Genomic DNA, 23,282 nt, shown 5'->3' with positions numbered 1-23,282 from the left:
AGTTCCAAGACCGACCGTAGTTGGCTCGATGATTGTTGGCGACCTCGTATGGCGGGTGGAATGGCAAAGGGGAATCCGGCCAGCGGCGTCGTGGGGCTCAAAACACGCAACGCTGCTCATCAGGCACGGACTCATTGAAGCGCCCAAACAGCGCTTCGATCCACGATGTTCCTCCACTCTCCACCAGCAACCCGCCCTGGCTCTGGTGATAGTCCAACCATCGCTCGAAACTGAGACGCAGGCGCTCGATATCCGGCGCCCGCCACAGTGCATCGGCAGGCATCCGGATCAGCACGCGTGAGGGGGCGTTCTCCACGTCCATCACCAGAACGCCCTTGCATCGGATCTCGAAGGACGTCACCCCGGCATAGCGTGTGTGCAGTTGAAAGCCCTCATCCGCTTTGGCGGTAACGAAGCCGAGTGCATCACTGTGCAGCAGCCGGTAGTCGGCTGGCTGCAGCTTCTGGTACGCCCACACCTGATCGCCCGCTGGCTCGGGCCAGCCCGCCCATATCGCGCCGATCATCACGATGCACACCGCCGCCGCGGCAAATCCGCGTTTCTTCATTCATCACCCCGCACGCAAACAGAACGTCACGCCCACCAGCGCGCCCTCAGTCCTGTGGGCGCACCCGTTCGTGGATGAAGGCGGTAAGTGCGATATCGGCCATCACCAGCCCCTCCATCACCCGGTCGCCCACGTACTGGTCGGGCTCACCGTTCTGACGCGTGCGCTCGGCCGCCAGCAGGATCTCCTGCACGATGCGCTGGCCCGTCAGGGCGCAGTCGGCGTCGGACAACTGCATCTGCCGGCTGCGCAGGTGATGGCGTTCGGGCCAGGGCTGGCCGTCGGCTGCAGCGCCTGCGCCGATGCTGCGCAGGATGGCGATGAGGCTGTTGGGGTCCAGCGCAGGGGAGGGCGAGGGCGCCTCCTGGATGGGGCGCGGGGGAGGGGAGTGCGGCGTGGTCATGGCAGGCTCCGTGCAAGCAGGCAGAAGCCGCCACCGATAAAGGTGGCGGACGATGCGTGGCTCGAAAACCGGTTGCTGTTGTAAGGCCGGCGGGTACAAGACCCCCACGCACCGCCCGCCATAGCCGGCAGACGGATTGTCAGCCGGCACCACGCGGGGTGGTGCCGGCTGACAAGCGTAAACAACAACAGCAATCGGGTTTTCGACGCCCGGCCACCCCTTTTCGGTGGCCCTGCCAGAGTTGCCTGATGTTGTTGGAAATGCCAAGGGGTGGGGGCAATGCCGCCAAAGCCCGAGACGTTTTTGGCATTGTGGCATGGGTGGACGTGCTGCAAGAGCCGTTGGAGGACAAAGGCTTCGGTGCTCATGAGGTTTTGTTGACCAGTTCCTCTGAAGGAGGATTCGCGGCATGGCATTTGCGACATCGTTCCTGTAGCAATATTGCCGGGAGGCCCATGAGATGGAGCCGAGAAATGCCGCCTACTTGCGCGGATCAGGAACAGGCCCGTGTGGTGTCCGCTTCTAGCCGATATCCGAAGCTCGTGGACGGTGGTGCCGAGAGGAGTCACTTTGCAACAGGGCCTCTGATTCCGCCCTGCCTTGCCGTTGAAAGCAGCGGGAAAACAAGAATTTCCGACTTTACAGAGCTTTACACGCCGCATGAACTGGAAGGGTGCTTGCGGGGCCATACTATGTGCGGAGATTCAGGCTGCTTGCTATTTTTTTAGGCCAAGCCCCCCCCCCGGTGGATATGGTGCTCGCGAATTCATTTTGATATAACAGAAAGCGTCGCGCTCGCGGGATTGCGGGTCCTGGATTTCAAACTTGGATGGTACTTTAATGAATCTAGAGAAGTTCTCGAAAATTGCTGAATCACTTCGTCAATATAGACGTGCAGAGCTTAAGGATTTCGAGCCTGAAACTAACGGCAAGCCTGTTGACCTGCTTTATGTTGATCCGCTTCCCGGAGAGGCGGTTCTCAAGTCTGTATTGTCTGGAAATACAACTTTTCTTTTGGGGCGAAAAGGTACGGGGAAGAGCACCGTTTTTGCTCGCGCTCAGTCTACGCTTCGCGACAAGAAGGATATTATTTCGGTTTATATCGATGTAAAGTCCATATATGACGTGGTTGATGCGGCTGATATATCGGTCGTCGACTTGGCGTCCAACAATATTTCCCCCGTCGCCTATCGCTCTCACATGCTTAGGAAGGTGATGCTCGGAAAAGTCATTGCGGGCTTGCTTAAGGAAGTAAGCTCAGCATGTGAGCGGCTGTCTCTGTGGGATCGCTGGTTGTCCGGAATGAAGCGTCAGTATGATGATTTGATCTCTAGCCTTACTGCTCTTGCAGATGGAATTAAAGGGGCAAAGCTTGAGCAGCACGAGATTCCAGTCCTGCAAAAAATCAGCCACCAGCTGCGTATAAAGAAGCAGCAGGAGAATTCGCAGAAGATTGATCAATCTGCGAAAGTGGCGGCGAGGCTGTCGCCAGCCAAGGCTGAGTTGAGTGCAAATATTAGTGAATCTTTGACTGACTTCGATAGAACACTGGATGATAGCGATTTTTATAATGAATACTCTGATGTTGTCGTCAAGTCATTCCCTTTTGCGGATATAATTGAGGATATTCAAGGGCTGATAGCTGGTGCTGGCCTCGCCCGCCTAGTGGCATTCTTTGACGATTTTTCAGAGTTGAGCTTTATAGATCAGCGACTTTTTGTGGATGTCGTTTTGTCTCCTTTGAATAATTCCAGCAATGAATCGGTTAAGCTGAAGGTTGCTGGATATCCGGGGAGGGTTTATTACGGGAAAATTGACCCGGGGAAGGCTGATACTATTAGCCTGGACTTCTCTGATCTTTACGAGGCGTCTGAAGTGCAAGAGATGGAGCGCTCGGCATCCTCTTATGCGGCAAGACTTTTGGAGACTCGCTTTAAGGTTTTTGGGGAAGATCTATCTAGTTATTTTGAATTTTCATCCGATGCTGCTCGCGACGATTTAATGCGTTTGATTTTCCAGGCGTCATTTAACGTGCCTAGAATAATGGGCCATTTGCTGCATCTTCTGTATCTTGATAGAATTTCTAAAGGTCAAAAAATAACGGCCGCATCTATTCGTCTGGCTTCTCGCAAATACTACGAAAATACCATTTCTAAGTACTTTGATCGCCTTAATCGTTACGCATTGGAGCCTTTTGAGAACAAGCTTGATCGCCATAATCAAAGCCAGCTGCTGAGCTGTCTAATTAATGAGGCGAAGGAGGTGAAGCGCAGAATAATATCCAAAGAGGTTGGGGGTGACTATTTTGCAAGTCTTGGCGCTAATCCGCCTACAAGTCACTTTACCGTTAGTCCGGGTTTGGAGGATATGCTTTCATCTCTAGAGTCTAATTTTTTTGTTTCTCGTTACAAGAAGATGCGAGCCAAGGATAATCGAGAGATCGTGGTGTACTCGCTATTTCTTGGGTTGTGTGAAAATGAGCGGATGAGTTGGGGTTATCCAGAGGGTCGCCCATTTAGGCATTATTTCCAGCAGCGTTGCTTTGAGTACACCCGCGCTATTCATCAATTTTTGTCAAGCAATCAGACTATTCGTTGTGATACATGTGGAATGTGTCACTCTATGGATAATCGAGATAAGTTTGAATTCTTTAAGTGGCGATGCCCGGATTGCAGGGAAGGGACTTGCTCGGTTGTAAATCTTTCGGATGATTTCAAGGATGAGGTGGCGCGCCTTGATAAAGAGATCATGCTGGAGCCGATTGAGTTGGAGATAATTAGCACTCTCAATGAAGAGCAGAGAGAAATGCGCGCCGGCGAAATTTCTGCGCTAATTGACACTACCCATCAAATGGTAGGGCGTAGGACAAGCAAGTTGAAAGATATGGGGCTGGTGGATAAGGAGGCGGATAGTGATGGAAAAATGCGAAGTCGCCTTACTTCTCGATGTGAAGCAACTTACTTCGGTTCCCCTGGGCGCGAAAATTAATTAAAGTGCAGTAGGTTGATGTGTCATTTTAATAGATAGTCAACCTCTCTGCGGTGGATGGCGATTGATTGCCAATTCCTTTTCTGGCCATGTCGAAGCTTCGGTTCTTGTTGAGATGTGGTCGCTTATGCCTGTATGACGCCGTGCAAGGTAGGGGGGGCGTCGTGCAATATTCTGTATTTTCTCAGGCTTCCACATCCCGCCGATTGCTTGCTGCAACATTCCGAGTGAGCTCCGGTGAGCGTCGAAGACGTTTCGTGCCGGAGAGGGAGGCTAGCGGGCATAGGGGGCGAGGAAGAAGGTGGTTTCATCTCGCGACGGCCTTCCATCCAAATGCAACGTTTAGAATGAGTGGAAGCCCCAAAAAAGATCTAGGGACGGAGATTGAATCAGCATCAACTCAATTTGCTTGGTGTGCAGGGCATGGCTAACGAAATCGACGACGACGGAGCGCTTGCCCACGTGCATGATCGCGGGGAACTCCATGTGCATTTGAACGGGGCGGTCCCCACGTCAGTGGTCCGGGAGATCATGGCCGACGAGGCAACCTTCTTTCCGGCTGGGTTCGATTTCGAACGGAGCATGACACGCATTGCCCCTTGCGATTCGCTGGCGGAGTACCTTACGCCTTGGCAGGTGCTTCGGCTATTCCCTAGGAAGATCGAAAACCTTGACCGCCTAGCCTATGCTGTTCTTGCGAGCCTGGCAGATAACGCGGTCCGTTTCGTCGAGCTGCGCAGCAGCGTCCTCTACTTGTCAGGGCTTCAGAGCTGCACGCCGGCGCAGGCAATGGAACGCCTCATAGAGTCGACAGGCAACGCGGCTCAGCGCCACGGAATACGGCGTGGCTTGATCCTGACCGTGACGCGGGGCGACTACGACGCATCTAATCTCGCCACCCTGCTGCAGGCCTACGAGGACATCGGACGACCGAGAGATGTCGTGGGGCTTGACCTTGCGGGGGATGAGGACACGCCCTACTCCGCAGTGCTGCCTGCAATGTTCCGTGAGGCCAAGGACCGATACGGCTTTGGAATCACGATCCATGCGGGAGAGACAGGCCGCGTGGAAAACGTGCGCGCGGCCGTGGAACTATTCCACGCTGATCGGATCGGCCATGGCACGGCGGCCAGCAAGGATCCGGATTTAATGGACCTGCTTGCTAATAGGGGCGTCTGCGTCGAGGTCTGTCCGATAAGCAATCGGCTGACAGGCGCTGTTCCCCATAACGAGGCTCACCCTCTGCAGGATTTCCAACGCCGCGGTGTGCCTTTCGTGATCTGCTCGGATAACCCAGCGATTCATCAGCGTGGTTTGGCCGACGACCAAGCCGCTGCGATGGCCGAAGGACTCTCTGTTCGGCACATGCAGCAGCAATACGAGATGGCCAAGCGATTTTCATTCATGGAGGGTCTGAGTTGAAGATTCGGTTCATGTCAGGCAACGAGCACAAGATCAGAGAGGTGCGACGCATTCTCGAGCCTGTCGGCGTGGACGTTGTATCGCTCTCCAGAAAGATCGAGGAACTACAGACGCAGGATGTCAACGCGCTCGTGCGAGACAAACTGATCAAGGCGTTCCGACAGATCGGTCGCCCTCTATTCGTCGAGCACACAGGGCTGTACCTCACCGGACTGAATGGACTTCCTGCAGGCCTGACTCAGATCTTTTGGGACCAATTGAAAGTTAAAGGATTCGCGGACCTCGTAGCTGCTCTGGCAGACGACAAAGTTGTCGCCAAGTCGGTCATTGGGTACTGCGATGGACGCCAGATGCACCTCTTTGAAGGCGTAATCAAGGGGAGAGTTCCGCGCGCGCCTGCTGGGCCGCAAGACTTCCAGTGGGACTGCGTTTTCATCCCCGACGGGCACACGAAGACCTTTGCCGAAATGGGTGCAGGGAAGGACGAAATATCCATGCGTCGCCTAGCGTTGGACAAGTTTGCCGATCACCTTAAAGCTTCGAGAGCCATGACATGAGAACTGAACTTTTAGAAGCCCATAGCAGCGGCAAACTAATTCTGTTCGTGGGGGCGGGGGTATCCGCAAATCTTGGTCTGCCTACTTGGAGTGAGTTGATCGCCCGGATCGCCCAGGAGTTGGGCTACGATCCGGCCGTGTTTGCCACCTACGGGGACCATCAGACACTCGCTGAGTTTTACAGAAAGAAGAGAGGGGGGCTTGGCGAGCTTCGGAGCTGGATGGATGTTGAATGGCACAAGCCTTCTACGAACATCAAGGCCTCCGATATTCACAAGCACATCGCCAAGGGGAACTTCTCCCGGATCTACACCACCAATTACGACCGGTGGATTGAGATTGCCCACACCGAGTTTGGAGTGAAGTACGACAAGATTGCCAGCGTAGCGGACATGGTCGCTGTCAGGGACGGCCATCGGCAGATCATCAAGTTCCACGGTGACTTCGCAACGGACGAATCCATCGTCCTCGACGAGACCAGCTACTACCGGCGGCTGAGCTTCGACACACCTCTGGACATCAAACTTCGCAACGACATGCTGAGCAACTCCATCCTTTTCATCGGCTACAGCCTAAATGACTTCAATATTCGGCTCCTTTTCTATCGCCTGACCGAGATCTGGAGACTGTCACCTCTGGCATCGGCGAGACCCAAGTCGTATGTCTTCACCAACCGTCCGAACCCTGCGGCAGAAGAGGTGCTGAGGCACTGGGGCATTGAGATGATCGTGTCAGATGAGGACGATCCGAAGACTGCGTTAACGGACTTCCTCAAAGCGCTTGTGTGCTGACGAGCTGGACAGACTCGCGCCATAAGGTCAAGTGCTATTGGAGGCAGTATCGTGCCAACCCTACGCCGCCACGCTCCGCGTCAGCATTTGATCACGCTCGCAGCCATACTGATTATTTCGAAAGGCTCTTGGCAATTGTTGCCGGAGCATGCAGAGAAGTTGCCTAGCCCAATGCGCAGCTAAGTGCATGAGCGTTCAAGACGGTGGCGCTCTTGGTGCGGCCGAGTGACGTGGTGAAAACTGCGTCTGCCGCTGGCTGAAAGAGAACATGCTCCGAGTACCTGCTCCATTGCTCTTCCGCCAGCCAAAGCGGGCCTTCTCCATCTCATCAGTTGATGATCTCTCCACTCCCCGAAGCAACAAACGCCTTCAACTGCCGAACAAACTCCGCATCGTAGGCCTCCCACTCCGTAATCTCCCCAACAACCCGCAACGGCTCCGCACTCCGATACGACCGCGTCGGATTCCCCGCAAACTTCTTGTTGGTCACGTTCGGATCGTCTTCAAACGGCCCGGTCGGCTCCACCACATACACACGCGGTCGCCCCTCACCCCGGGCCATCTCCGCAGCCAGTCCAGCACCTTTGGCAATCGTCGTGAAGTAGATGTGGTTCATCACCACGCTGTCGCGATAGTTGGACCGGAAGCCCGCGCTCAGCAGCTCGCCCACCACGAGGGCAGCGCGGGTGCCGTGATAGAACGGCCCGGCGACCTGGTCGTAGGTGTCATGCGAAACGGGTGTCCAGTCGGTGTCCTGTGCCATCGGCACTACCCCTACCTGTCCTGCGGATCGACAGGCCGGCGAGTCTAGGGCGCCGGGCGGGCCTTGCGGCAAGGCCCCATCAGGGAAATACTCTGTAAGTGGGAGGCGCGGCGTGCCTCCTTTTTCATTCTGCCTTGCTGCGGCCTTCCAGCTCGCGCACCGCCGTTTCCAGCGCATCCAGCTTCTCGCGCGTCTTCAACAGCACCGCACGCTGCACTTCAAATTCCTCGCGCGTCACCAGGTCCAGCTTGGCCAGCCCGGCCTGCAGCGCGCTCTTGAAGGTGGCCTGCAGTTCCTCGCGCGATTCGCGCAGGCCCGGCGGCACCAGGTCGCTGAGGCGACGGGCCAGGTCATCGATTTGGTTCAGGTCGATCATGGGGTGCTCCGTGGGGTGGTGGGCCTGCGCGTCCGGCGCGGCCACGGCTGTTCGGCGATAAGGATACTGCTGGCCCCGGCCCGCCGGACAGGCGCTGCGGGTTTCGCACCGGCCGCGTTCAGGCGCTATCCTCCACGCCGGAATACAGGAGATAGACGATGAAGATGGTCATGGCGGTGATCAAGCCGTTCAAGCTCGACGACGTGCGCGAAGCGCTGGCCGAGCGCGGGGTTACCGGGATCACGGTGACGGAAGTGAAGGGCTTCGGTCGCCAGAAGGGCCATACCGAGCTGTACCGCGGCGCCGAGTACGTGGTCGACTTCCTGCCGAAGGTGAAGCTGGAAGTGGCGGTGACCGACGATCAGGTTGAGGTGGTGGTTGAGGCCATCGTGAAGGCGGCGGGCACCGGCAAGATCGGCGACGGCAAGGTGTTCGTGTACGACCTGGGTAGCGTGGTGCGTATTCGTACGGGTGAATTGGACGCGGACGCGCTGTAAGCCGCTTTTGTAGAGCCGAGCCCACGCTCGGCTGGTGCAAAGAGCAGCCGAGCGTGGGCTCGGCTCTACAGAAAAGCGGTCGAGCAAGCTCGACCTCTACAGGTAAACCGGTAAAGCGGGTGAAGCGGTCGAGCAAGCTCGACCTCTACCGGCGCTTGGCCCACTTGTAGAACCGCTTCCAGCCCTGGCGCACGGCTGCCACCCAACCCGGGTCAGCCACCAGCGCGGCCTGTGCAGCACTCGGCGCCTGGCCGGTCACGCGCTGGCGCATCTTCAGCAGGTTCTTCATGTCGCTGCGGCTCAGCTGCCGGCTCAGCGGGTTGCGGCGCAGCCAGCGCGGTACGCGCCAGGCCGAGGTGAAATCCAGCAGCACCGGTACGCCGGCGCTGACCACCACGTTGGTGCCATGCAGGTCGTTGTGGGTGATGCCGGCGGCATGCAGGCGGGTGATCGCGTGCTGCAGCTGTTCAAACACTTCATTGCCCACGGCCTGCGCGGTGCTCAGGGTCTGGCCGGGGATGAATTCCATGCCCAGCGCCAGGCCACCGAGGGTGCCGAGCAGGGCTGGGGCGTGCTTCCAGCCGCCCAGGCGCTCCAGCATGCGCGCTTCGCGGCGCACCATCAGCCGGGCGATCGGCGACACCGGGGTGCCACGGTAGCGGGAGTAGTCCTTCACCACGGCCGGACGACCGTCCAGGCAGGTGCGGTAGACATCGGGGGCGAGGAAACGTTCACCGCGCTTGAGCAGCAGCGGCGCCACGGCGTCATCGCCGCAGGACGGGGAGGGAGTAATGGAAGGGATCATCTGGGGTCTCGGGCGACCCGGTGGGCGGCGCTGAAGCGTCAAGCGAACCGGTACGACTGGGGGAACTGGCTAAACTTTCGTTAAGTCAATTTTAGTACCGGCGAGTTCGCTATTCCACGATTTGTCGGAGAAATGTCGGCGTCGTGGCTGGAACAGTTCGTCACATACATTCGGACAATTCTGTCTCACTTTCTGAAAAGTGATTGCATTTCAATAACTTGAAAATTCGGCCGGCAGCGCTCACGGCACACAACTGTGCGCCGCGCACGCCCGGCTTGACCCCGACGCACGGCCTGCCGACCATAAGCTGTTACACGCGACATCGACGGCCGCACCCACCCGGCACGTCCCCGTCTCCTGCCGCGTTCCCCCACTGATGCCGGCCCTGCGGCCGCATCGCCCTGTTTCCCTGTCCGGCGCGTGCTGGAGGAAAGTGTTTTGATCATCAAAATCGTACTTGCGGCGCTGTTCGTGTCCTGCGTGCTGTACATCCACTTCCGTGGCAAGGTCCGTGCGCGCTGGTCGCGCCAGCTGCTGGACCACTCCAGCTTCATGGCCCCGATCAACGTGGTCATGTACATGTTCTCGAAGGTGCCGACCACGCCGTTCCTGGACCCGGGCAAGGAGTTCCCGCAGTTGGAGCCGCTGCGGCAGAACTGGCAGATGATCCGCGACGAGGCACTGGCGCTGCGCGATGCGCAGGCGATCGCTGCCTCCAGCACGTTCAACGATGCCGGCTTCAACTCGTTCTTCCGCCGCGGCTGGAAGCGCTTCTACCTGAAGTGGTACGGCCCCTCGCACCCGTCGGCCAAGGCGATGTGCCCGAAGACCACCGCGCTGCTGGAATCGCTGCCGGACGTGCGTGCGGCGATGTTCGCGCAGCTGCCCTCGGGCAGCGAGCTGCGCCCGCACCGCGACCCGTTCGCCGGTTCGCTGCGCCTGCACCTGGGCCTGGCTACGCCCAACAACGATGCCTGCTACATCGAAGTGGACGGCATCAAGAAGAGCTGGCGCGACGGCGAGTGGATGATGTTCGACGAGACCTACATCCACCACGCACACAACGAGACGCCCGATGACCGGGTGATCCTGTTCTGCGATATCGCCCGCCCGCTGCGCTTCGGTCTGCCGGGCCTGTTCAACCGCCTGGTGGCGTCCACGCTGCTGGCCGGTGGTGCCTCGCCGAACCTGCCGGGTGACCCGACCGGTGGCGTCAACAAGGCCTTCGGCAGCGTCTACAAGGTGCGGCTGAAGGCCAAGGCCCTGCGCGAGCGCAGCGTGGTGGCCTACCAGGTGATCAAGTGGGGCCTGGTGGTGGCGGTGATCGCTGGTATCTGGGCGCTTTGAGCGAACCGCCGCCGGGCATGGCCCGGCGCTACCGGAAAACGAAAAACCCGCGCTGCTGCCAGCGCGGGTTTTTGCTTTGGTAGGTGCCAACCTTGGTTGGCACGCTTTCCGATCAACCCTTCAGCGCCGCCTTCACGAACGGCGGGGTCACCAGCACGCCGGTGTGCAGCGCGGCGGTGTAGTACAGGGTGTCGAAGGTCTTGGCGGCCGAATCGGCCTGGCGGAAGTCGAAGCTGCTGTCGCCCTTGCGCGCCAGGGTCACGCTCCACCAGCCGGTGGGGTAGCACGGCTGCGGGAACGGCAGGGTCTTGAACGAGCCGAAGCCGGCCTTGCCCATCTCGGCGCGCATCTCGTTGATCAGTTCCAGCTGCATCAGCGGCGACTCGGACTGCTGCACCAGGATGCCGTCGTCCTTCAGGGCCTTGAAGCAGCTCTCGTAGAACGCCTTGTTGAACAGGCCTTCGCCCGGGCCGACCGGATCGGTCGAATCGACGATCACCACGTCCACGCTGCCGGCCGGGCAGTTGGCCATGTAGGCTACGCCGTCATCGAACATCAGCTCGGCGCGCGGGTCGTTGTTGGAATCGCACAGTTCCGGGAAGTGCTTGCGCGCCATCACCGTCACCTGCTCGTCGATGTCGCACTGGGTCACGCTCTCCACGCCCTTGTGCTTGAGCACTTCGCGCAGGGTGCCGCAGTCGCCGCCGCCGATGATCACCACGCGCTTGGGCGCGGCGTGGGTGAACAGCACCGGGTGGCTGATCATCTCGTGGTAGAAGAAGTTGTCCTTGCTGGTCAGCATGATGGCCCCATCGATGGTCATCAGGTTGCCCCAGTCGGTGGTCTGGAAGATCTCGATCTTCTGGAACGGCGACTGCACTTCGTCCAGCTTGCCGGTGATGCGGTAGCCGATGGCCGAGCCGGTGCGCTCGAAGTGTTCGATGTACCAGTTGCTGTTGTCAGTCATGGGAAAGCATTCCTGTTCGGAGGGGATGGAGCCGGGCTGAAGGCGGGGTGCCACGCATCCGGACGGATCGGCCCGTTCAGGTTGGAACCTGCCGCGGGCGCGGGCGCGCATGATAACGAACCTGTGGGCATATAGGCGTTATCATGCCCCCCCTTTTATTTGCCACAAGGCCGACTGCAATGACCGATTGGTCCCTCGACCAAGCCCGCAAGACCTACTCGATCCCGCACTGGGCGGATGGTTATTTCGACGTGGATCAGGCCGGGCACATGGTGGTGAGACCGACCGGGGCCGATGGCCCGGTGGTGTCGCTGCCCAAGGTGGTGGATGCCGCGCGCGCGGCCGGCGCCAAGCTGCCGCTGCTGGTGCGCTTCCCGGACATCCTCGGCCAGCGCCTGGGCAAGCTGCAGGCGGCGTTCGCCCAGGCCCAGCAGGATTGGGACTACCCGGGCGGCTACACCGCTGTGTACCCGATCAAGGTGAACCAGCACCGCGGCGTGGCCGGTACCCTGGCCAGCCACCACGGTGAGGGCTTCGGCCTGGAAGCGGGCAGCAAGCCGGAACTGATGGCCGTGCTGGCGCTGTCGCGCCCGGGTGGCCTGATCGTCTGCAACGGCTACAAGGACCGCGAGTACATCCGCCTGGCCCTGATCGGCCGCAAGCTGGGCCTGCAGACCTTCATCGTCATCGAGAAGCCGTCCGAGCTGAAGCTGGTGCTGGAAGAATCCAAGGCGCTGGACGTGAAGCCGGGCCTGGGCGTGCGCATGCGCCTGGCCTCGCTGGGCGCCGGCAAGTGGCAGAACAGCGGTGGCGACAAGGCCAAGTTCGGCCTGTCCCCGCGCCAGCTGCTGGACCTGTGGAAGTCGCTGCGCGATACCGAATATGCCGACTGCCTGAGCCTGCTGCATTTCCACATGGGCTCGCAGATCTCCAACGTGCGCGACATTGCCAACGGCATGCGCGAAGCCACCCGTTACTTCGTCGAGCTGTCACAGCTGGGTGCGAAGATCACCCACGTCGACGTCGGCGGCGGCCTGGGCGTGGACTATGAAGGCACCCGTTCGCGCAGCTTCTGCTCGATCAACTACGGCCTGAATTCGTACGCCAGCAACATCGTGCAGCCGCTGGCCAACGCCTGCGAAGAACACGGCCTGACCCCGCCGCGCATCGTCACCGAGTGCGGCCGCGCGATGACCGCGCACCACGCGGTGCTGATCGCCAACGTGTCCGAAGTGGAACAGGCGCAGGAAGGCCGCGTGCCGGATCAGCACGACGACGAGCCGGCTTCGATCCGCCACCTGCGCGAGATCCACGAGGAGCTGGACGTGCGTCCGGCGGTGGAGCTGTTCCAGGAAGCGCAGCACTTCCACGCCGAAGGCCTGTCCAGCTATGCGCTGGGCCAGATCGACCTGCCGCAGCGTGCGCGGATCGACGATCTGTTCTATGCCATCGCCCACGGTGTGCGTGCGCGCCTGAGCTACGACGAGAAGAGCCATCGCCCGGCACTGGATGAACTGAACGAGCGCCTGGTCGACAAGTACTTCGTCAACTTCAGCGTGTTCGAGTCGATTCCCGATGCGTGGGCGATCGACCAGGTGTTCCCGATCGTGCCGATCGAGCGCCTGAACGAAACGCCGGATCGCCGCGGCATCATCGCCGACATGACCTGCGATTCCGATGGCATGGTCAAGACCTACGTCGAGAACGAAAGCCTGGACAGCTCGCTGCCGCTGCACGCGATCAAGCACGGCGAGAGCTACCGCATCGGTTTCTTCATGGTGGGTGCCTACCAGGAAATCCTCGGCGACATCCACAACCTGTTCGGTGATACCGATGCGGTGGAAGTGCTGGCCGATGCCGATGGCTATGCCATTACCCAGCAGCGTCGCGGCGACACCACCGATGTGATGCTGGATTACGTGGGCTACAAGCTGGATGACCTGCGTGCAGCCTACGCCGACCGCGTGGCATCGGCAGACCTGTCGCCGGAGCGCGCGCAGGAACTGTCCGAAGCGCTGGAAGCGGGCCTGACTGGTTACACCTACCTGTCCGACGAACCGCTGATCTGAGGGTGACGGGAACGCCGGGCATGGCCCGGCGCTACCGGCGGTGATGAGTCCCGTCTGATGAGCGCCCGCGCGATCTTCCACTTGTTCCTGCATGCCGCCGTGCCAGCCCTGCTGGCATGGCTGTTCTGGCGCAAGCGTTTCGCCTCGGCGTGGCTGTTGCTGCTGCTGGGCTGGATCATCGATCTGGACCATCTGCTGGCCGACCCGATCTACGCCCCGAACCGCTGCAGCATCGGCTTCCACCCGCTGCACACCGCGCCGGCGATTGCCGTGTATGCGGGCCTGTGCGTGCCGAAGAAGACGCGGCTGGTGGGGATTGGCCTGATGATCCACATCGTGCTGGACGCGATTGATTGCTGGTGGATGCATCACCGCTGATGCTTGATGCGTGTCGACCAAGGTCGACACCTACCGGGGCGCACGATAACCCACGGAACTGACGCACTGCTTTGGTAGATGCCGACCTTGGTCGGCGCTCTTGATGCGTGTCGACCAAGGTCGACATCTACCGGGTGGCGCGTGATCCGGTAGCGCCGGGCCATGCCCGGCGAGCGCAGCGGCAGGTCACCCCACCGGCAACCACAGCGTCGCGCGCAACCCCGGTTGCGCATTCTCCAACGCCAACCGCCCGCCATAACTGGCGGCGATATCCCCCACGATGGCCAGCCCCAGGCCGCTGCTGCTTTCGCGCTCATCCAACCGCACGCCGCGCTGGGTGACCTGCGCCAACGCCTCGGCTGCCAGGCCTGGACCATCGTCGCGCACGTCGATGCGCAACTGCCCTTCGTCCGCACGCGCCGTCACTATCACGTCCTGCTGTGCCCACTTGCCGGCGTTGTCGAGCAGGTTGCCAAGCATTTCTTCCAGGTCGGCGCTGGCGCCGGCGAACTGCAGGTCGCTGGCAATACCCTCGGCCTGGAACTGCAACGCACGCTCGCCATGCACCCGCGCCATCAACCGGCACATCGCCTGCGCCACCGCTGCCACCAGCGTGCGTTCGCGATGATCAGCGGTCAGCCCGGCGGCAAGATAGCGATCGACGCTGGCCTGCATGCGCGCGCCCTGCTCACGCAGCGTGGTACGCCATTCGCGGCCTTCACCATCGGCTTCGGCGGCAAGCACGCTCAGCGGTGTTTTCAGCGCATGCGCCAAGTCCTGTGCGCTGGTACGTGCGCGCGCCACCATTCGTAGCTGGTGGTCCAGCAGCGCATTGAGCTCGTCACCCAGCGGCGCGATTTCAGCGCCCAGCCCCGCCGTATCGATGCGCTGTGCATCGCCGCGGCGCACACGCTCCAGCTGCGTACCGAGACGTTGCAGCGGGCGCAGGCCGAAATGCACCTGGCTGGCCAGTACCGCCAGCCACGCGGCGACCAAGACCGCCAGCGCCATCGCGCTGCGTTGGCGGAACGAGGCCACATCCGCGTCCAGTGCGCTGCGATCAGTGGCGACCACGGCGACATAGGGTTCGTTCGCGCGTGGCAGGCGCACCTGCTGCACGCGCGCGCGCAGCGACTGCTGCAGCGGGCCAGGCAGATTGCGCACGGCTGCGCCATTGGCGGCCACGGGCAACGTCTCGTCCCACAGCGAACGCGACTGCAGCAGCACCTTGCCGCTGCCATCGGCGATCTGCCAGTAAGCACCGGAGAACACGCGCTGGAAGCGCGCGTCGTTGGGCTCCTGGCGCAGCTGCAGCTGGCCATCGGCATCGATCTCGGCCTGCGCCAGCAGGGTCAGCATGTCCTGCTGCAGTTCGTTGTCCAGGCGGTCGCGCGCGCTGCGCTTGAACAGTTCGCCCAGCAGCGCACTGGCCAGTGCCGAGACCAGCAGCAGGCCGATGCCACCGGCCAGCAGCAGTCGGCGTCGCAGTGACGGTTGCCGGCTCACGGCGCGGCCAACCGCCAGCCCTGGCCGCGTACGGTCTGGATCAGGTCGGTGCCGAGCTTGCGGCGCACGCGCCCCAGCAGCACGTCCAGCGCATTCGAATCGGGATCGTGGCCGCCATCGAACACGTGCTCACCCAGACGGTCGCGGCCGATCACCTGGCCGCTGTGGTGGATGAAGTAGCTGAGCAGGCGGAACTCCTGCGGGCTCAGCGCCAGTGCCTGGCCGTCCAGGTCGAAGCGCCCGGCATTGACGTCCAGCTGCAGCGGGCCGCACTGCAGGCGCGGGCTGGCGTGGCCATGGCTGCGACGGATCAGCGCGCGCAGGCGCAGCACCAGTTCGTCGGCCTGGAAGGGTTTGGTCAGGTAGTCGTCGGCGCCGGCATCGAAGCCGGCCAGCTTGTCGTGCCAGCGTCCGCGTGCGGTCAGCACCAGCACCGGGAAGTCGCGGCCATTGCCGCGCCAGCGCTCGATCACGCTCAGGCCATCCAGCCCGGGCAGGCCCAGATCGACGATGGCGGCCTGCAGGTCTTCCACCTGGCCGATCTCCTCGGCCTGGCGACCATCGGCAACCACGTCGACCACGTAACCGGCCTGCTCCAGCAGCGGCTGCAGGCGCTCGGCCAATGCAGCATCGTCTTCGGCCAACAGGATGCGCATCAGTCGTCCAGCTCCGTCTTCAGCAGCCTGCCGTTGCGCGCATCATAGTCCAGCTCCACCACCACGCCGTCGGCGCGCAGGATCTCCACTTCGTAAACGCCATCGTCCAGCTCCACTTCCAGCAGCTGGCCGGGGTGGCGCTTGAGTGCATCGCGCACCACGCTTTCCAGCGGCACGTAGCGGCCCTGTTGCACGGCCCGGCGCGCGACCTGCTGCGCCGGGTCCTGGGCAGGGCCGGTGGCGGTCGGGGCGCTGGCCAGCGCCAGCAGAAGGGACAGGGAAGACAGGATCGGCACGTGGATGATGGGGAATGGGGAACAGGCGCGAGTGTGCCGCCGCCGACTAACGGTTGGCTAACAGCGCTGGCTAAGTGGCTGTTAACCGCGCGGCGCATCGTGGCGTTGCCGGGATGGTCCGGCACCAAACAGGAGAACCCCCATGTTGAAGTCGCTCACCCTCGCCACTGTCGTCGCGTTCGCCGTCACTCCCGCTGCCCAGGCCGCACCGCTGGGCATGGCCCAGGTCGAACAGACCCTGCGCAAGGCCGGCTACACCCAGATCCATGAGATCGAGCGGGATGACGGCCTGTGGGAAGCCGATGTCAGCCGTGCCGACGGCCGCTTCAGCGAGGTGTACGTGGACCCGAAGACCGGCGAGATCTTCGACGAGCACGATAGCCGCGCATTGCTGAGTACCGAACAGATGCTGGCCAAGGCGCAGTCGCAGGGGCTGCGTGAGATCCATTCGCTGGAACGCGACGGTGCGACGTGGTCGCTGGAAGCCCGCAATGCCCGCAACCAGCGCGTGGAAGTGCGCCTGAGTGGGTATGACGGCCGCATTCTGCACAGCGAGCGCGATGGCTGGCTGGATTGATGCCTGCTGGGGTGGGTGTGTCGACCCAGGTCAACAGCTACCGGGTAGAGCCGGGCGCTGGCCGGGTCGAGCTGCGCTTCGGTAGATGCCGACCTTGGTCGGCACAGGGCCGGAAAGCGTGTCGACCAAGGTCGACCCCCACCGATTGATGGCGGGTAGAGCCGGCCGCTGGCCGGATTGAGCTGCGCTTTGGTAGATGCCGACCTTGGTCGGCACAGGGCCGGAAAAGCGTGTCGACCAAGGTCGACACCTACCGATTGATGGCGGGTAGAGCCGGCCGCTGGCCGGATTGAGCTGCGCTTCGGTAGATGCCGACCTTGGTCGGCACAGGGCCGGAAGAGCGTGTCGACCAAGGTCGACACCTACCGATTGATGGCGGGTAGAGCCGGCCGCTGGCCGGCGGCTGCACGGTGTTTCCGACATCCGGAGGTTGCCGGCCAGCGGCCGGCACTACCAAGCCCTTACCAGCCGTAAGGCGGCGGGTAGTCCCAGTAGCCCGGGCCACCACCGTAGTAGCCACCACCACCATACGGCCCGAAGAAGCCCGGGCCCTTGCCTTCGCTCACGTGGATGTTGACGTTGACCCCACGGGTCTTGCCTTCATCGTTGGTGTAGTTCTTGCTGAGGTTGAGCGTGGCCGCGTTGTAATGCGTGTTGCCGTAATTCTTGGCGTAGCCGATGCCGGTGGTGAAACTGCCGGACACCTTGACCTTGTCATCCGTCACGTCGGCGATCCTGCCGTCGCCATTCACGCGCGGGCCGGTCTTGTCGCCGTAGAAAGTGCCGGGCGGATCCTGCTGCAGGGTCGGATCGTTGAGATAGCGGATCGGCGTCTGCGGCACGGACAGGTCCAGGCCGGAGGCCTGCGGCGCGGTGGCGCCGGCGGCGGACTGCGCCAACGCGGTCCCGGGCAGGGCGGCCAGGCACAGCAGCAGGGTCAGGGGGCGGATCATGACGGCGCTCCAACGGAGAGGGGCCGCGCAGCACGCGGCGGTACAGGCCGACGCTAGCAGGCGTTGCTTGAATGATGCCTGTCGGCGCCCGCTTGCGGTAGAGCCAGGCCATGCCTGGCTGCACGCTACAACCGCCCGAATCCGAACAGCTCCTGCAGCGGGTGTCGGCGCCGCTCGATCCCGGCCCGCAGCAGCCCGGCACCGATCATTGAATAGGTGATGCCGTTGCCGCCGTAGGCCATGGCGAACTGCACCCGCGGGCCCCACTGCTTATGCGGCCCGAAGAACGGCAGGCCGTCGGCGGTCTCGGCAAAGGTGCCCGCCCACGAGAACGCCGGCGTCGGCTGCAGGTGCGGGAACCACTGCAGCAGCTGCTTCATCAGTTTGCGGGCCTTGCTTTCCACCCGGCCATCGCGGCGGGCGGGAATATCGATGGCATCGTCCAGCCCGCCCACCAGCAGCCGGCGGTCGCCGGTGGCGCGCAGGTACAGGTAGGGACGCGCGCTCTCCCAGACCATCGTGCGCTGCAGCCAGCCCAGTTCGTCGGCGTTGATCGGGTCGGTGATGAAGGCGTAGCTGCTGCGGTTGCGGGCTACGCGCGGGTCCAGCCATTGCTGGTTGGCATAGCCCATCGCCAGCACCACGTGGCGGGCGCGGATCTGCATGCCGGATTCGGTGCGCGCAGTCACGCCGCGCGTGCTGGGGGTGAGGTCATGCAGCACGGTGCGGTCGTGGACCACGCCGCCGCGCCGACGCACACGCTCGAGCAGGCCATAGGCCAGACGGTACGGATCCACGCGCGCGGCCTGGCGGGTCAGCAACGCGCCGCCGGCATCGACGCTGAAACGTTCCTGCAGCGCCTCCCGGTCCAGCCAGCGCGCATCCAGGCCGATGCCACGGCGCGCCTCGCCTTCGGCCATCAGCCGCGGTACGTCACGGCGGCGACTGGCCAGGTACAGGCTGTCCATCTGCTTGAAATCCACGTCCTTCAGGCCGCGTGCCACTTGGCGCAGGGCCGGGATCGCATCCGCGCATGCCTGGTAGGCCAGCGCCGCAGCGTCTTCGCCATACTGCGAAGTCAGCTCCAGCAGATGGGTGTCGATCTCGTACTGCAGCAACGCGGTACTGGCTGCGGTGCTGCCCCAGCCGATGTCGCGCTGCTCGATCACTGCAACGTCGTGCCCATGGGCCGACAGCTCATCGGCGATCAGCGCGCCGGTGATGCCGCCACCGACCACCAGTACATCGCACTGCAGATCCTGTTCCAGCGGCGGAAAGGCCTGGATCAGGCCGTTGCGCACCGCCCACCACGGGTAGCCACTCTTCAGGTCCATGCGCGTTGGTGCTCAGGCAGTGGGGTGGCCGGTATGCGGGGTCTGGATCAGTTCGGACAGATCGAAGCCCTGCAGGCGTGCGGCTGCCAGATAATGTTCCTGCACGGTGGCATCCAGCCGGGGCTCACGCGCCAGCAGCCACAGGTACTTGCGATCGGGGCTGCCGACCAGTGCAACGCTGTAGTCCGGCGCCACCTGCATCACCCAGTAGTCACCCTTGGCGAAGGGCAGCCAGCGCAGGCCCTTGGGCAGGAAGCTGACTTCCAGCCGCGCGCTGTCGTTGTCGATCGCGCACGCCTCACCGGTGGCTTCCTCGACCTCGCCGTCCATGCGGCAGCGGTTGGTGACACCCACGTTGCCGCTGTCGAGCAGGGTGTAATGCGCCGATACGTCGGTGCAGCCCTCCGGCTCGTGGCGCATCGGCAGGCGGGCGATCTCGTACCAGGTGCCCAGGTAGCGGGGCAGCTTGAGGTCGGTAACGGTCTTCAGGGGCGGCAGGTCGGTCATTGTCAGGCGTGGCAGGAGAGGGCCTCCACGATGACGAGGACACTGCCACGGGCGGGTGAAGCCGGGGCGAGGGCCATGTCCAGAACATTCCGTCGCCCCGGCGGAGCGCGTGCCGTCATCGGCGCAGCGGTATGCTTCCGCCAGCGCCGCGTTTTTCCGATCCAACCGCAGTGGAGGTGCCGATGTACCAGGTGATCCTGTTGAAGAGTGAAACCCAGTTCGCCCGCGAGCAGTGGCCGCAGGTCGACGATCTGGTGGACTACGAAGGCGTGGACTACAGCCTGCGCGCCGGGCCGCGCCAGCCGTTGCCGACCGACCATGCCTGGCACCCGATCGCGGTGTACGCACCGGACGAGATCACCGAGGAAGAATTCCAGGAGTGGTACGCACTGCAGCAGCCACAGGTGGAAGAGCTGCGGCTGAAGTACTGAGCCGCCGCCCCCGCCAGCGCCTGCGCATCCGCCGTTTACAGCACCTGCCGTATAGTCGCGCGCAGGCGCGGTGGTCCGCGTGAACCGGTGTGGCTGGCTTGTCTTCCTTCTTCCGAACGATCCTGGTGCGTGGCCCCTGGTTGGGCCTGCTGTTGTGCTGCACATTGCTGCTGGCTGTGCCGGCGCTGGCCCAGGATGACGACCCCACACCGAAGCAGCAGCTGGCGCAGATCGACAGCACGCTGAAGGATGTTGCACGCAAGCGCGTTGACGCCGAGGCCACCGAAACGCTGGGCACGCTTTCGGAAACTGCATCACAGGCCAAGCGCGATGCCGAGGCGCTGGAAAAGACCCTGCAGCCGCAGCTGGACCAGCTCAACGAGCAGCTGACGCAGCTGGGCGATGCGCCCAAGGACACCACTGAACCGCCGGAGCTGGCCGCGCAGCGGCGCACGCTGACCCGCCAGCGCGATGCCCTGGTGGCATCGATTGCCCAGGCGAAGTCCAGCGCCGTGCGTGCGCAGCAGCTGAGCGCGGACATCGACAAGCAGCGCAACGCGCAGCGCACCGAGGAACTGGGGCGCAAGGTCGCCTCGCCGCTGTCGCCAACGCTGTGGCGACAGGTGGCCGACCAGTTGCCGAACGACATCGCCCGCGTCACGCCCTTGGCCCAGCAGGGCCGTGCTGCGCTGACCACGGCCATCGCCACCCATGGTTGGGGCACGCTGCTGCTGGGGCTGGCGGCGGCACTGGTGATGATGTTCCCGCTGCGCCTGTGGCTGCGCGCGCTGGGGCGCCGGTTCGCCGCGTCCGAGCGCGCCCCCGACGGCCGCCTGCGCCGCTCCGGCCTGGCCATGTGGCTGCTGCTGGTAGGCACCCTGCTGCCCGGTTACGCCGTGGTGGTGCTGGTGGCCGCGCTGGATGCCATCGGCGCGATTCCGCCGCGACTGCAGAGCGTGGCTGAAGGTGTGCAGGCGGCGACGTTCGCGGCGGCCTTCATTTCCGCGCTCAGCGCCTGCCTGCTGGTGCCCAAGCGGCCTTCCTGGCGGCTGCTGAACCTCGACGACACTGCCGCGCTGAAACTGCGCAAGTACGCCTGGGGTGCTGCGGCACTGGCCTGGTTGAGCACGGTGCTGGTGGCACTTGATCGCGCCACGCGCACCAGCGATGTCACCACGGTGGCGCTGGACGGCGTGATCGCACTGACCTACCTGGGCCTGATCATGGCCATGCTGGTGACCCTGGCGCGCCTGCATCGGCGGCAGACCGCCGAGGCCGAGGCGAAGCTGGAAGCACAGGCCGACGGTCTTGGCGCACAGCTGCCGGTACGACGCAGCAGCTGGCTGGTGCTGGCCCGCGTGGCCGGCAACATCGCCGTGGTCGCCGCGATCATCGCCACCCTGCTGGGCTATGTGAACTTCGCCAAGTTCGTGAACCAGCAGCTGATCGGCGGCAGCATCGTGGTGCTGGCGGCAACGCTGCTGTTCAAGTTCGTCGACGATTTCTCCACCTGGCTGCTCAACGCCGACAGCAAGGTTGGCCAGACCATCCTGCTCAGCACCGGCCTGAGCGTGTCGAAGCTGGAACAGGCGGGCGTGCTGCTGTCGGCGATGCTGCGCACCCTGGTAGTGTTGATCGCCCTGCTGGCGCTGGCCGCACCGTTCGGCAACATCGGCACGATCGTTGAACGCATTGCCTCGCTGGCCAATGGCATCGAGATCAACAAGGACCTGACGCTGCAGCCGGGCCGCATCGTCACCGGCGTGCTGGTGCTGCTGGTGGGCATGGGCCTGACCCAACTGCTGCAGCGCTGGTTGACCGATACCTACCTGCCCAAGACCGAACTCGACCTGGGTGCACGAAATTCGATCAGCACCATCGCCGGCTACGTCGGCATCATCCTGGTGGGCCTGTGGGCGCTGACCGCGATGGGCCTGAACCTGAAGAACCTGGCGCTGCTGGTCAGCGCGCTCTCGGTGGGTATCGGCTTCGGCCTGCAGGCGATCATCCAGAACTTCGTCTCCGGCCTGATCCTGCTGACCGAGCGGCCGGTGAAGATCGGTGACTGGGTGAAGCTGGGTGACCAGGAAGGTGATATCAAGCGCATCAACGTGCGTTCGACCGAGATCCAGGTGAGCGACAAATCCACCTTGATCGTGCCCAATTCCGAGTTGATCACCAAGACCATCCGCAACATGACGATGGGCAACAACCAGGGCCGCATCCAGATCCAGTTCGCGGTGCCGGCCAGCACCGACGTTGCGAGCCTGCGACAGGCGCTGCTGGATGCCTACGGTGCCCACAACACGGTACTGCAGCAGCCGGCGCCGTCGGTGTACATCGACAGCATCGCTGGCGGCCAGATCACCATCAACAGCTTCGCCTACGTGGCCAGCCCGCGACAGGTGTATGGCACGCGCAGTGATCTGTATTTCAGCCTGTTGCAGATCCTGGCCGAGCGGGACATTCCGTTGTCCACGCCAACAGACATCCACATCACCCGAGATCCGCAGCAGTAAGAGGGTGGGTCGGCAGGGCTGCGCCCTGCACCTGCCGAAGCCGAAGCAACGGCAACAGCAACTGCCGAAGCAAAAGCGGGTTTCCTGTGGGATGGCGGGGTGGGTCCGGTTGCGGGGGACGCCGCAAGTACGTCCCTGTAGGCTTGGGCGCGCCATCCATGGCGCTTACACCCCCGCAACCGGACCCACCCCGCCTTCGACAGTTTCCCGCGATCTGTCGGAATGGCACGGCGCGCTCTCGGTGGGTGTCGACCGCGCTGCGGTTGGTGGGTGTCGACCTTGGTCGACACGTAGATCCACGCCATGCGTGGATTCTTTTCGTTCAATTGTCGAAATATTCGATTTCGATGGACATTCATCCACGCATGGCGTGGATCTACTGACCACCGGGAAACTGTCGAAGGTGGGGCACTGTGGGTTTGCGGGGTGTGAGCCGCATGGATGCGGCGACCAAGCCTACACGGACGTACTTGCGGCGGCCCCGCAAACCCACAGTGCCCCGCCATCCCACGGGTTGCCCGCTTTTGAAGTTGCCGTTGCCGTTGATTCTGCAGGTGCAGGGCGCAGCCCTG

At 62.6% G+C, this 23,282-nt stretch carries 23 protein-coding genes; 11 read left to right on the top strand and 12 right to left on the bottom strand.

Annotation, left to right across the window (positions count from 1 at the left end; genetic code table 11):
* Positions 1-97 precede the first annotated feature (97 nt).
* Together CR156_RS18370 and CR156_RS18365 are read right to left on the bottom strand one after the other, a co-directional pair.
* Positions 98-568, bottom strand: coding sequence for a cold-shock protein (locus CR156_RS18370; protein ID WP_100553861.1), 471 nt, complete (start codon positions 566-568; stop codon positions 98-100).
* Between the two features lie 46 nt (positions 569-614).
* Positions 615-971 (bottom strand): hypothetical protein, encoded by a 357-nt coding sequence (locus tag CR156_RS18365; RefSeq protein WP_100553860.1) that lies wholly within the window; start codon positions 969-971, stop codon positions 615-617.
* An 840-nt stretch (positions 972-1,811) separates the two neighbouring features.
* On the opposite strand from CR156_RS18365, the gene CR156_RS18360 reads away from it, so the two are divergent.
* The 4 genes from CR156_RS18360 (at position 1,812) to CR156_RS18345 (ending at position 6,729) form a co-directional block, all read left to right on the top strand.
* On the top strand, positions 1,812-3,959 hold the full coding sequence (locus tag CR156_RS18360) for a PHD finger domain-containing protein (RefSeq protein WP_100553859.1): 2,148 nt from the start codon (positions 1,812-1,814) through the stop codon (positions 3,957-3,959).
* Positions 3,960-4,343: 384 nt separating this feature from the next.
* Complete coding sequence (locus CR156_RS18355) at positions 4,344-5,381, top strand: adenosine deaminase family protein (RefSeq protein ID WP_207764210.1); 1,038 nt, start codon at positions 4,344-4,346, stop codon at positions 5,379-5,381.
* Positions 5,378-5,938: a non-canonical purine NTP pyrophosphatase gene (locus CR156_RS18350; RefSeq protein WP_100553857.1), complete on the top strand. Its 561-nt coding sequence runs from the start codon at positions 5,378-5,380 to the stop codon at positions 5,936-5,938. Before CR156_RS18355 ends, CR156_RS18350 begins: the two co-directional genes overlap by 4 nt.
* Positions 5,935-6,729: an SIR2 family protein gene (locus CR156_RS18345; RefSeq protein ID WP_100553856.1), complete on the top strand. Its 795-nt coding sequence runs from the start codon at positions 5,935-5,937 to the stop codon at positions 6,727-6,729. The genes CR156_RS18350 and CR156_RS18345 overlap by 4 nt, the downstream gene beginning before the upstream one ends.
* 328 nt (positions 6,730-7,057) lie before the next feature.
* On the opposite strand, the gene arr is transcribed toward CR156_RS18345, so the two are convergent.
* Positions 7,058-7,492: an NAD(+)--rifampin ADP-ribosyltransferase gene (gene arr, locus CR156_RS18340; RefSeq protein ID WP_100553855.1), complete on the bottom strand. Its 435-nt coding sequence runs from the start codon at positions 7,490-7,492 to the stop codon at positions 7,058-7,060.
* Positions 7,493-7,616: 124 nt separating this feature from the next.
* Entirely contained in the window at positions 7,617-7,868 is a 252-nt protein-coding gene (ubiK, locus tag CR156_RS18335) for a ubiquinone biosynthesis accessory factor UbiK (RefSeq protein WP_089237467.1), read from the bottom strand.
* Positions 7,869-8,026: 158 nt separating this feature from the next.
* Between ubiK and CR156_RS18330 the strand changes: the two genes are divergently transcribed.
* Entirely contained in the window at positions 8,027-8,365 is a 339-nt protein-coding gene (locus CR156_RS18330; RefSeq protein ID WP_032977217.1) for a P-II family nitrogen regulator, read from the top strand.
* A 145-nt stretch (positions 8,366-8,510) separates the two neighbouring features.
* Here the strand turns inward: CR156_RS18330 and CR156_RS18325 are convergent, their stop codons facing one another.
* Positions 8,511-9,170 carry an RIO1 family regulatory kinase/ATPase domain-containing protein gene (locus tag CR156_RS18325; protein ID WP_089237465.1) on the bottom strand — a complete coding sequence of 220 codons (660 nt, stop codon included), beginning with the start codon at positions 9,168-9,170 and terminating at the stop codon, positions 8,511-8,513.
* Positions 9,171-9,611: 441 nt separating this feature from the next.
* Here CR156_RS18325 and CR156_RS18320 point away from each other — a divergent pair, with 441 nt between their 5' ends.
* A complete protein-coding gene (locus tag CR156_RS18320; RefSeq protein ID WP_049465655.1) occupies positions 9,612-10,517 on the top strand; it encodes an aspartyl/asparaginyl beta-hydroxylase domain-containing protein in 906 nt (301 codons plus the stop codon).
* Between the two features lie 112 nt (positions 10,518-10,629).
* Here the strand turns inward: CR156_RS18320 and speE are convergent, their stop codons facing one another.
* A complete protein-coding gene (gene speE / locus CR156_RS18315; protein ID WP_100553854.1) occupies positions 10,630-11,484 on the bottom strand; it encodes a polyamine aminopropyltransferase in 855 nt (284 codons plus the stop codon).
* A gap of 179 nt (positions 11,485-11,663) precedes the next feature.
* On the opposite strand from speE, the gene speA reads away from it, so the two are divergent.
* Positions 11,664-13,553 (top strand): arginine decarboxylase, encoded by a 1,890-nt coding sequence (speA, locus tag CR156_RS18310; RefSeq protein WP_099819728.1) that lies wholly within the window; start codon positions 11,664-11,666, stop codon positions 13,551-13,553.
* A 57-nt stretch (positions 13,554-13,610) separates the two neighbouring features.
* Positions 13,611-13,931, top strand: a complete 321-nt coding sequence (locus CR156_RS18305) for a DUF6122 family protein (RefSeq protein ID WP_033832425.1) — start codon at positions 13,611-13,613, stop codon at positions 13,929-13,931.
* Between the two features lie 186 nt (positions 13,932-14,117).
* On the opposite strand, the gene CR156_RS18300 is transcribed toward CR156_RS18305, so the two are convergent.
* Genes CR156_RS18300 through CR156_RS18290 form a run of 3 tightly spaced genes read right to left on the bottom strand, consistent with a single transcriptional unit; the run spans position 14,118 to position 16,383 of the window.
* Complete coding sequence (locus CR156_RS18300; RefSeq protein ID WP_100553853.1) at positions 14,118-15,437, bottom strand: sensor histidine kinase; 1,320 nt, start codon at positions 15,435-15,437, stop codon at positions 14,118-14,120.
* The gene (locus tag CR156_RS18295) at positions 15,434-16,093 is read right to left on the bottom strand and encodes a response regulator transcription factor (protein WP_089237460.1); all 660 of its coding nucleotides are present in this window, start codon (positions 16,091-16,093) and stop codon (positions 15,434-15,436) included. The genes CR156_RS18300 and CR156_RS18295 overlap by 4 nt, the downstream gene beginning before the upstream one ends.
* Entirely contained in the window at positions 16,093-16,383 is a 291-nt protein-coding gene (locus CR156_RS18290; RefSeq protein WP_089238156.1) for a PepSY domain-containing protein, read from the bottom strand. The genes CR156_RS18295 and CR156_RS18290 overlap by 1 nt, the downstream gene beginning before the upstream one ends.
* Positions 16,384-16,531: 148 nt before the next feature.
* Between CR156_RS18290 and CR156_RS18285 the strand changes: the two genes are divergently transcribed.
* Positions 16,532-16,966, top strand: coding sequence for a PepSY domain-containing protein (locus tag CR156_RS18285; RefSeq protein WP_100553852.1), 435 nt, complete (start codon positions 16,532-16,534; stop codon positions 16,964-16,966).
* A 461-nt stretch (positions 16,967-17,427) separates the two neighbouring features.
* On the opposite strand, the gene CR156_RS18280 is transcribed toward CR156_RS18285, so the two are convergent.
* The 3 genes from CR156_RS18280 to CR156_RS18270 form a co-directional block, all read right to left on the bottom strand.
* Positions 17,428-17,919 (bottom strand): hypothetical protein, encoded by a 492-nt coding sequence (locus CR156_RS18280; protein ID WP_099819724.1) that lies wholly within the window; start codon positions 17,917-17,919, stop codon positions 17,428-17,430.
* 125 nt (positions 17,920-18,044) lie between these two features.
* The gene (locus tag CR156_RS18275; protein ID WP_100553851.1) at positions 18,045-19,253 is read right to left on the bottom strand and encodes an NAD(P)/FAD-dependent oxidoreductase; all 1,209 of its coding nucleotides are present in this window, start codon (positions 19,251-19,253) and stop codon (positions 18,045-18,047) included.
* Positions 19,254-19,265: 12 nt separating this feature from the next.
* Positions 19,266-19,760: a lipocalin family protein gene (locus CR156_RS18270; RefSeq protein ID WP_100553850.1), complete on the bottom strand. Its 495-nt coding sequence runs from the start codon at positions 19,758-19,760 to the stop codon at positions 19,266-19,268.
* 182 nt (positions 19,761-19,942) lie between these two features.
* On the opposite strand from CR156_RS18270, the gene CR156_RS18265 reads away from it, so the two are divergent.
* Both CR156_RS18265 and CR156_RS18260 read left to right on the top strand, forming a co-directional pair.
* Positions 19,943-20,191, top strand: a complete 249-nt coding sequence (locus CR156_RS18265) for a hypothetical protein (protein WP_100553849.1) — start codon at positions 19,943-19,945, stop codon at positions 20,189-20,191.
* Positions 20,192-20,280: 89 nt separating this feature from the next.
* Positions 20,281-22,710: a DUF3772 domain-containing protein gene (locus CR156_RS18260; protein WP_165781008.1), complete on the top strand. Its 2,430-nt coding sequence runs from the start codon at positions 20,281-20,283 to the stop codon at positions 22,708-22,710.
* The last annotated feature ends 572 nt before the right edge of the window (positions 22,711-23,282 follow it).

Source organism: Stenotrophomonas lactitubi, from assembly GCF_002803515.1.
Lineage (GTDB): Bacteria > Pseudomonadota > Gammaproteobacteria > Xanthomonadales > Xanthomonadaceae > Stenotrophomonas > Stenotrophomonas lactitubi.
This window is presented reverse-complemented; position numbering and strand designations above follow the sequence as displayed.

Excerpts from the sequence above, each read along its gene's own strand:
- CR156_RS18295 (WP_089237460.1), bottom strand. The coding sequence starts at position 16,093 with ATGCGCATCCTGTTGGCCGAAGACGATGCTGCATTGGCCGAGCGCCTG.
- CR156_RS18280 (WP_099819724.1), bottom strand. The coding sequence starts at position 17,919 with ATGATCCGCCCCCTGACCCTGCTGCTGTGCCTGGCCGCCCTGCCCGGG.
- CR156_RS18305 (WP_033832425.1), top strand. The coding sequence starts at position 13,611 with ATGAGCGCCCGCGCGATCTTCCACTTGTTCCTGCATGCCGCCGTGCCA.
- CR156_RS18270 (WP_100553850.1), bottom strand. The coding sequence starts at position 19,760 with ATGACCGACCTGCCGCCCCTGAAGACCGTTACCGACCTCAAGCTGCCC.
- CR156_RS18345 (WP_100553856.1), top strand. The coding sequence starts at position 5,935 with ATGAGAACTGAACTTTTAGAAGCCCATAGCAGCGGCAAACTAATTCTG.
- speE (WP_100553854.1), bottom strand. The coding sequence starts at position 11,484 with ATGACTGACAACAGCAACTGGTACATCGAACACTTCGAGCGCACCGGC.
- CR156_RS18285 (WP_100553852.1), top strand. The coding sequence starts at position 16,532 with ATGTTGAAGTCGCTCACCCTCGCCACTGTCGTCGCGTTCGCCGTCACT.
- CR156_RS18360 (WP_100553859.1), top strand. The coding sequence starts at position 1,812 with ATGAATCTAGAGAAGTTCTCGAAAATTGCTGAATCACTTCGTCAATAT.
- arr (WP_100553855.1), bottom strand. The coding sequence starts at position 7,492 with ATGGCACAGGACACCGACTGGACACCCGTTTCGCATGACACCTACGAC.
- CR156_RS18325 (WP_089237465.1), bottom strand. The coding sequence starts at position 9,170 with ATGATCCCTTCCATTACTCCCTCCCCGTCCTGCGGCGATGACGCCGTG.
- CR156_RS18370 (WP_100553861.1), bottom strand. The coding sequence starts at position 568 with ATGAAGAAACGCGGATTTGCCGCGGCGGCGGTGTGCATCGTGATGATC.
- CR156_RS18330 (WP_032977217.1), top strand. The coding sequence starts at position 8,027 with ATGAAGATGGTCATGGCGGTGATCAAGCCGTTCAAGCTCGACGACGTG.
- CR156_RS18265 (WP_100553849.1), top strand. The coding sequence starts at position 19,943 with ATGTACCAGGTGATCCTGTTGAAGAGTGAAACCCAGTTCGCCCGCGAG.
- speA (WP_099819728.1), top strand. The coding sequence starts at position 11,664 with ATGACCGATTGGTCCCTCGACCAAGCCCGCAAGACCTACTCGATCCCG.
- CR156_RS18365 (WP_100553860.1), bottom strand. The coding sequence starts at position 971 with ATGACCACGCCGCACTCCCCTCCCCCGCGCCCCATCCAGGAGGCGCCC.
- CR156_RS18275 (WP_100553851.1), bottom strand. The coding sequence starts at position 19,253 with ATGGACCTGAAGAGTGGCTACCCGTGGTGGGCGGTGCGCAACGGCCTG.
- ubiK (WP_089237467.1), bottom strand. The coding sequence starts at position 7,868 with ATGATCGACCTGAACCAAATCGATGACCTGGCCCGTCGCCTCAGCGAC.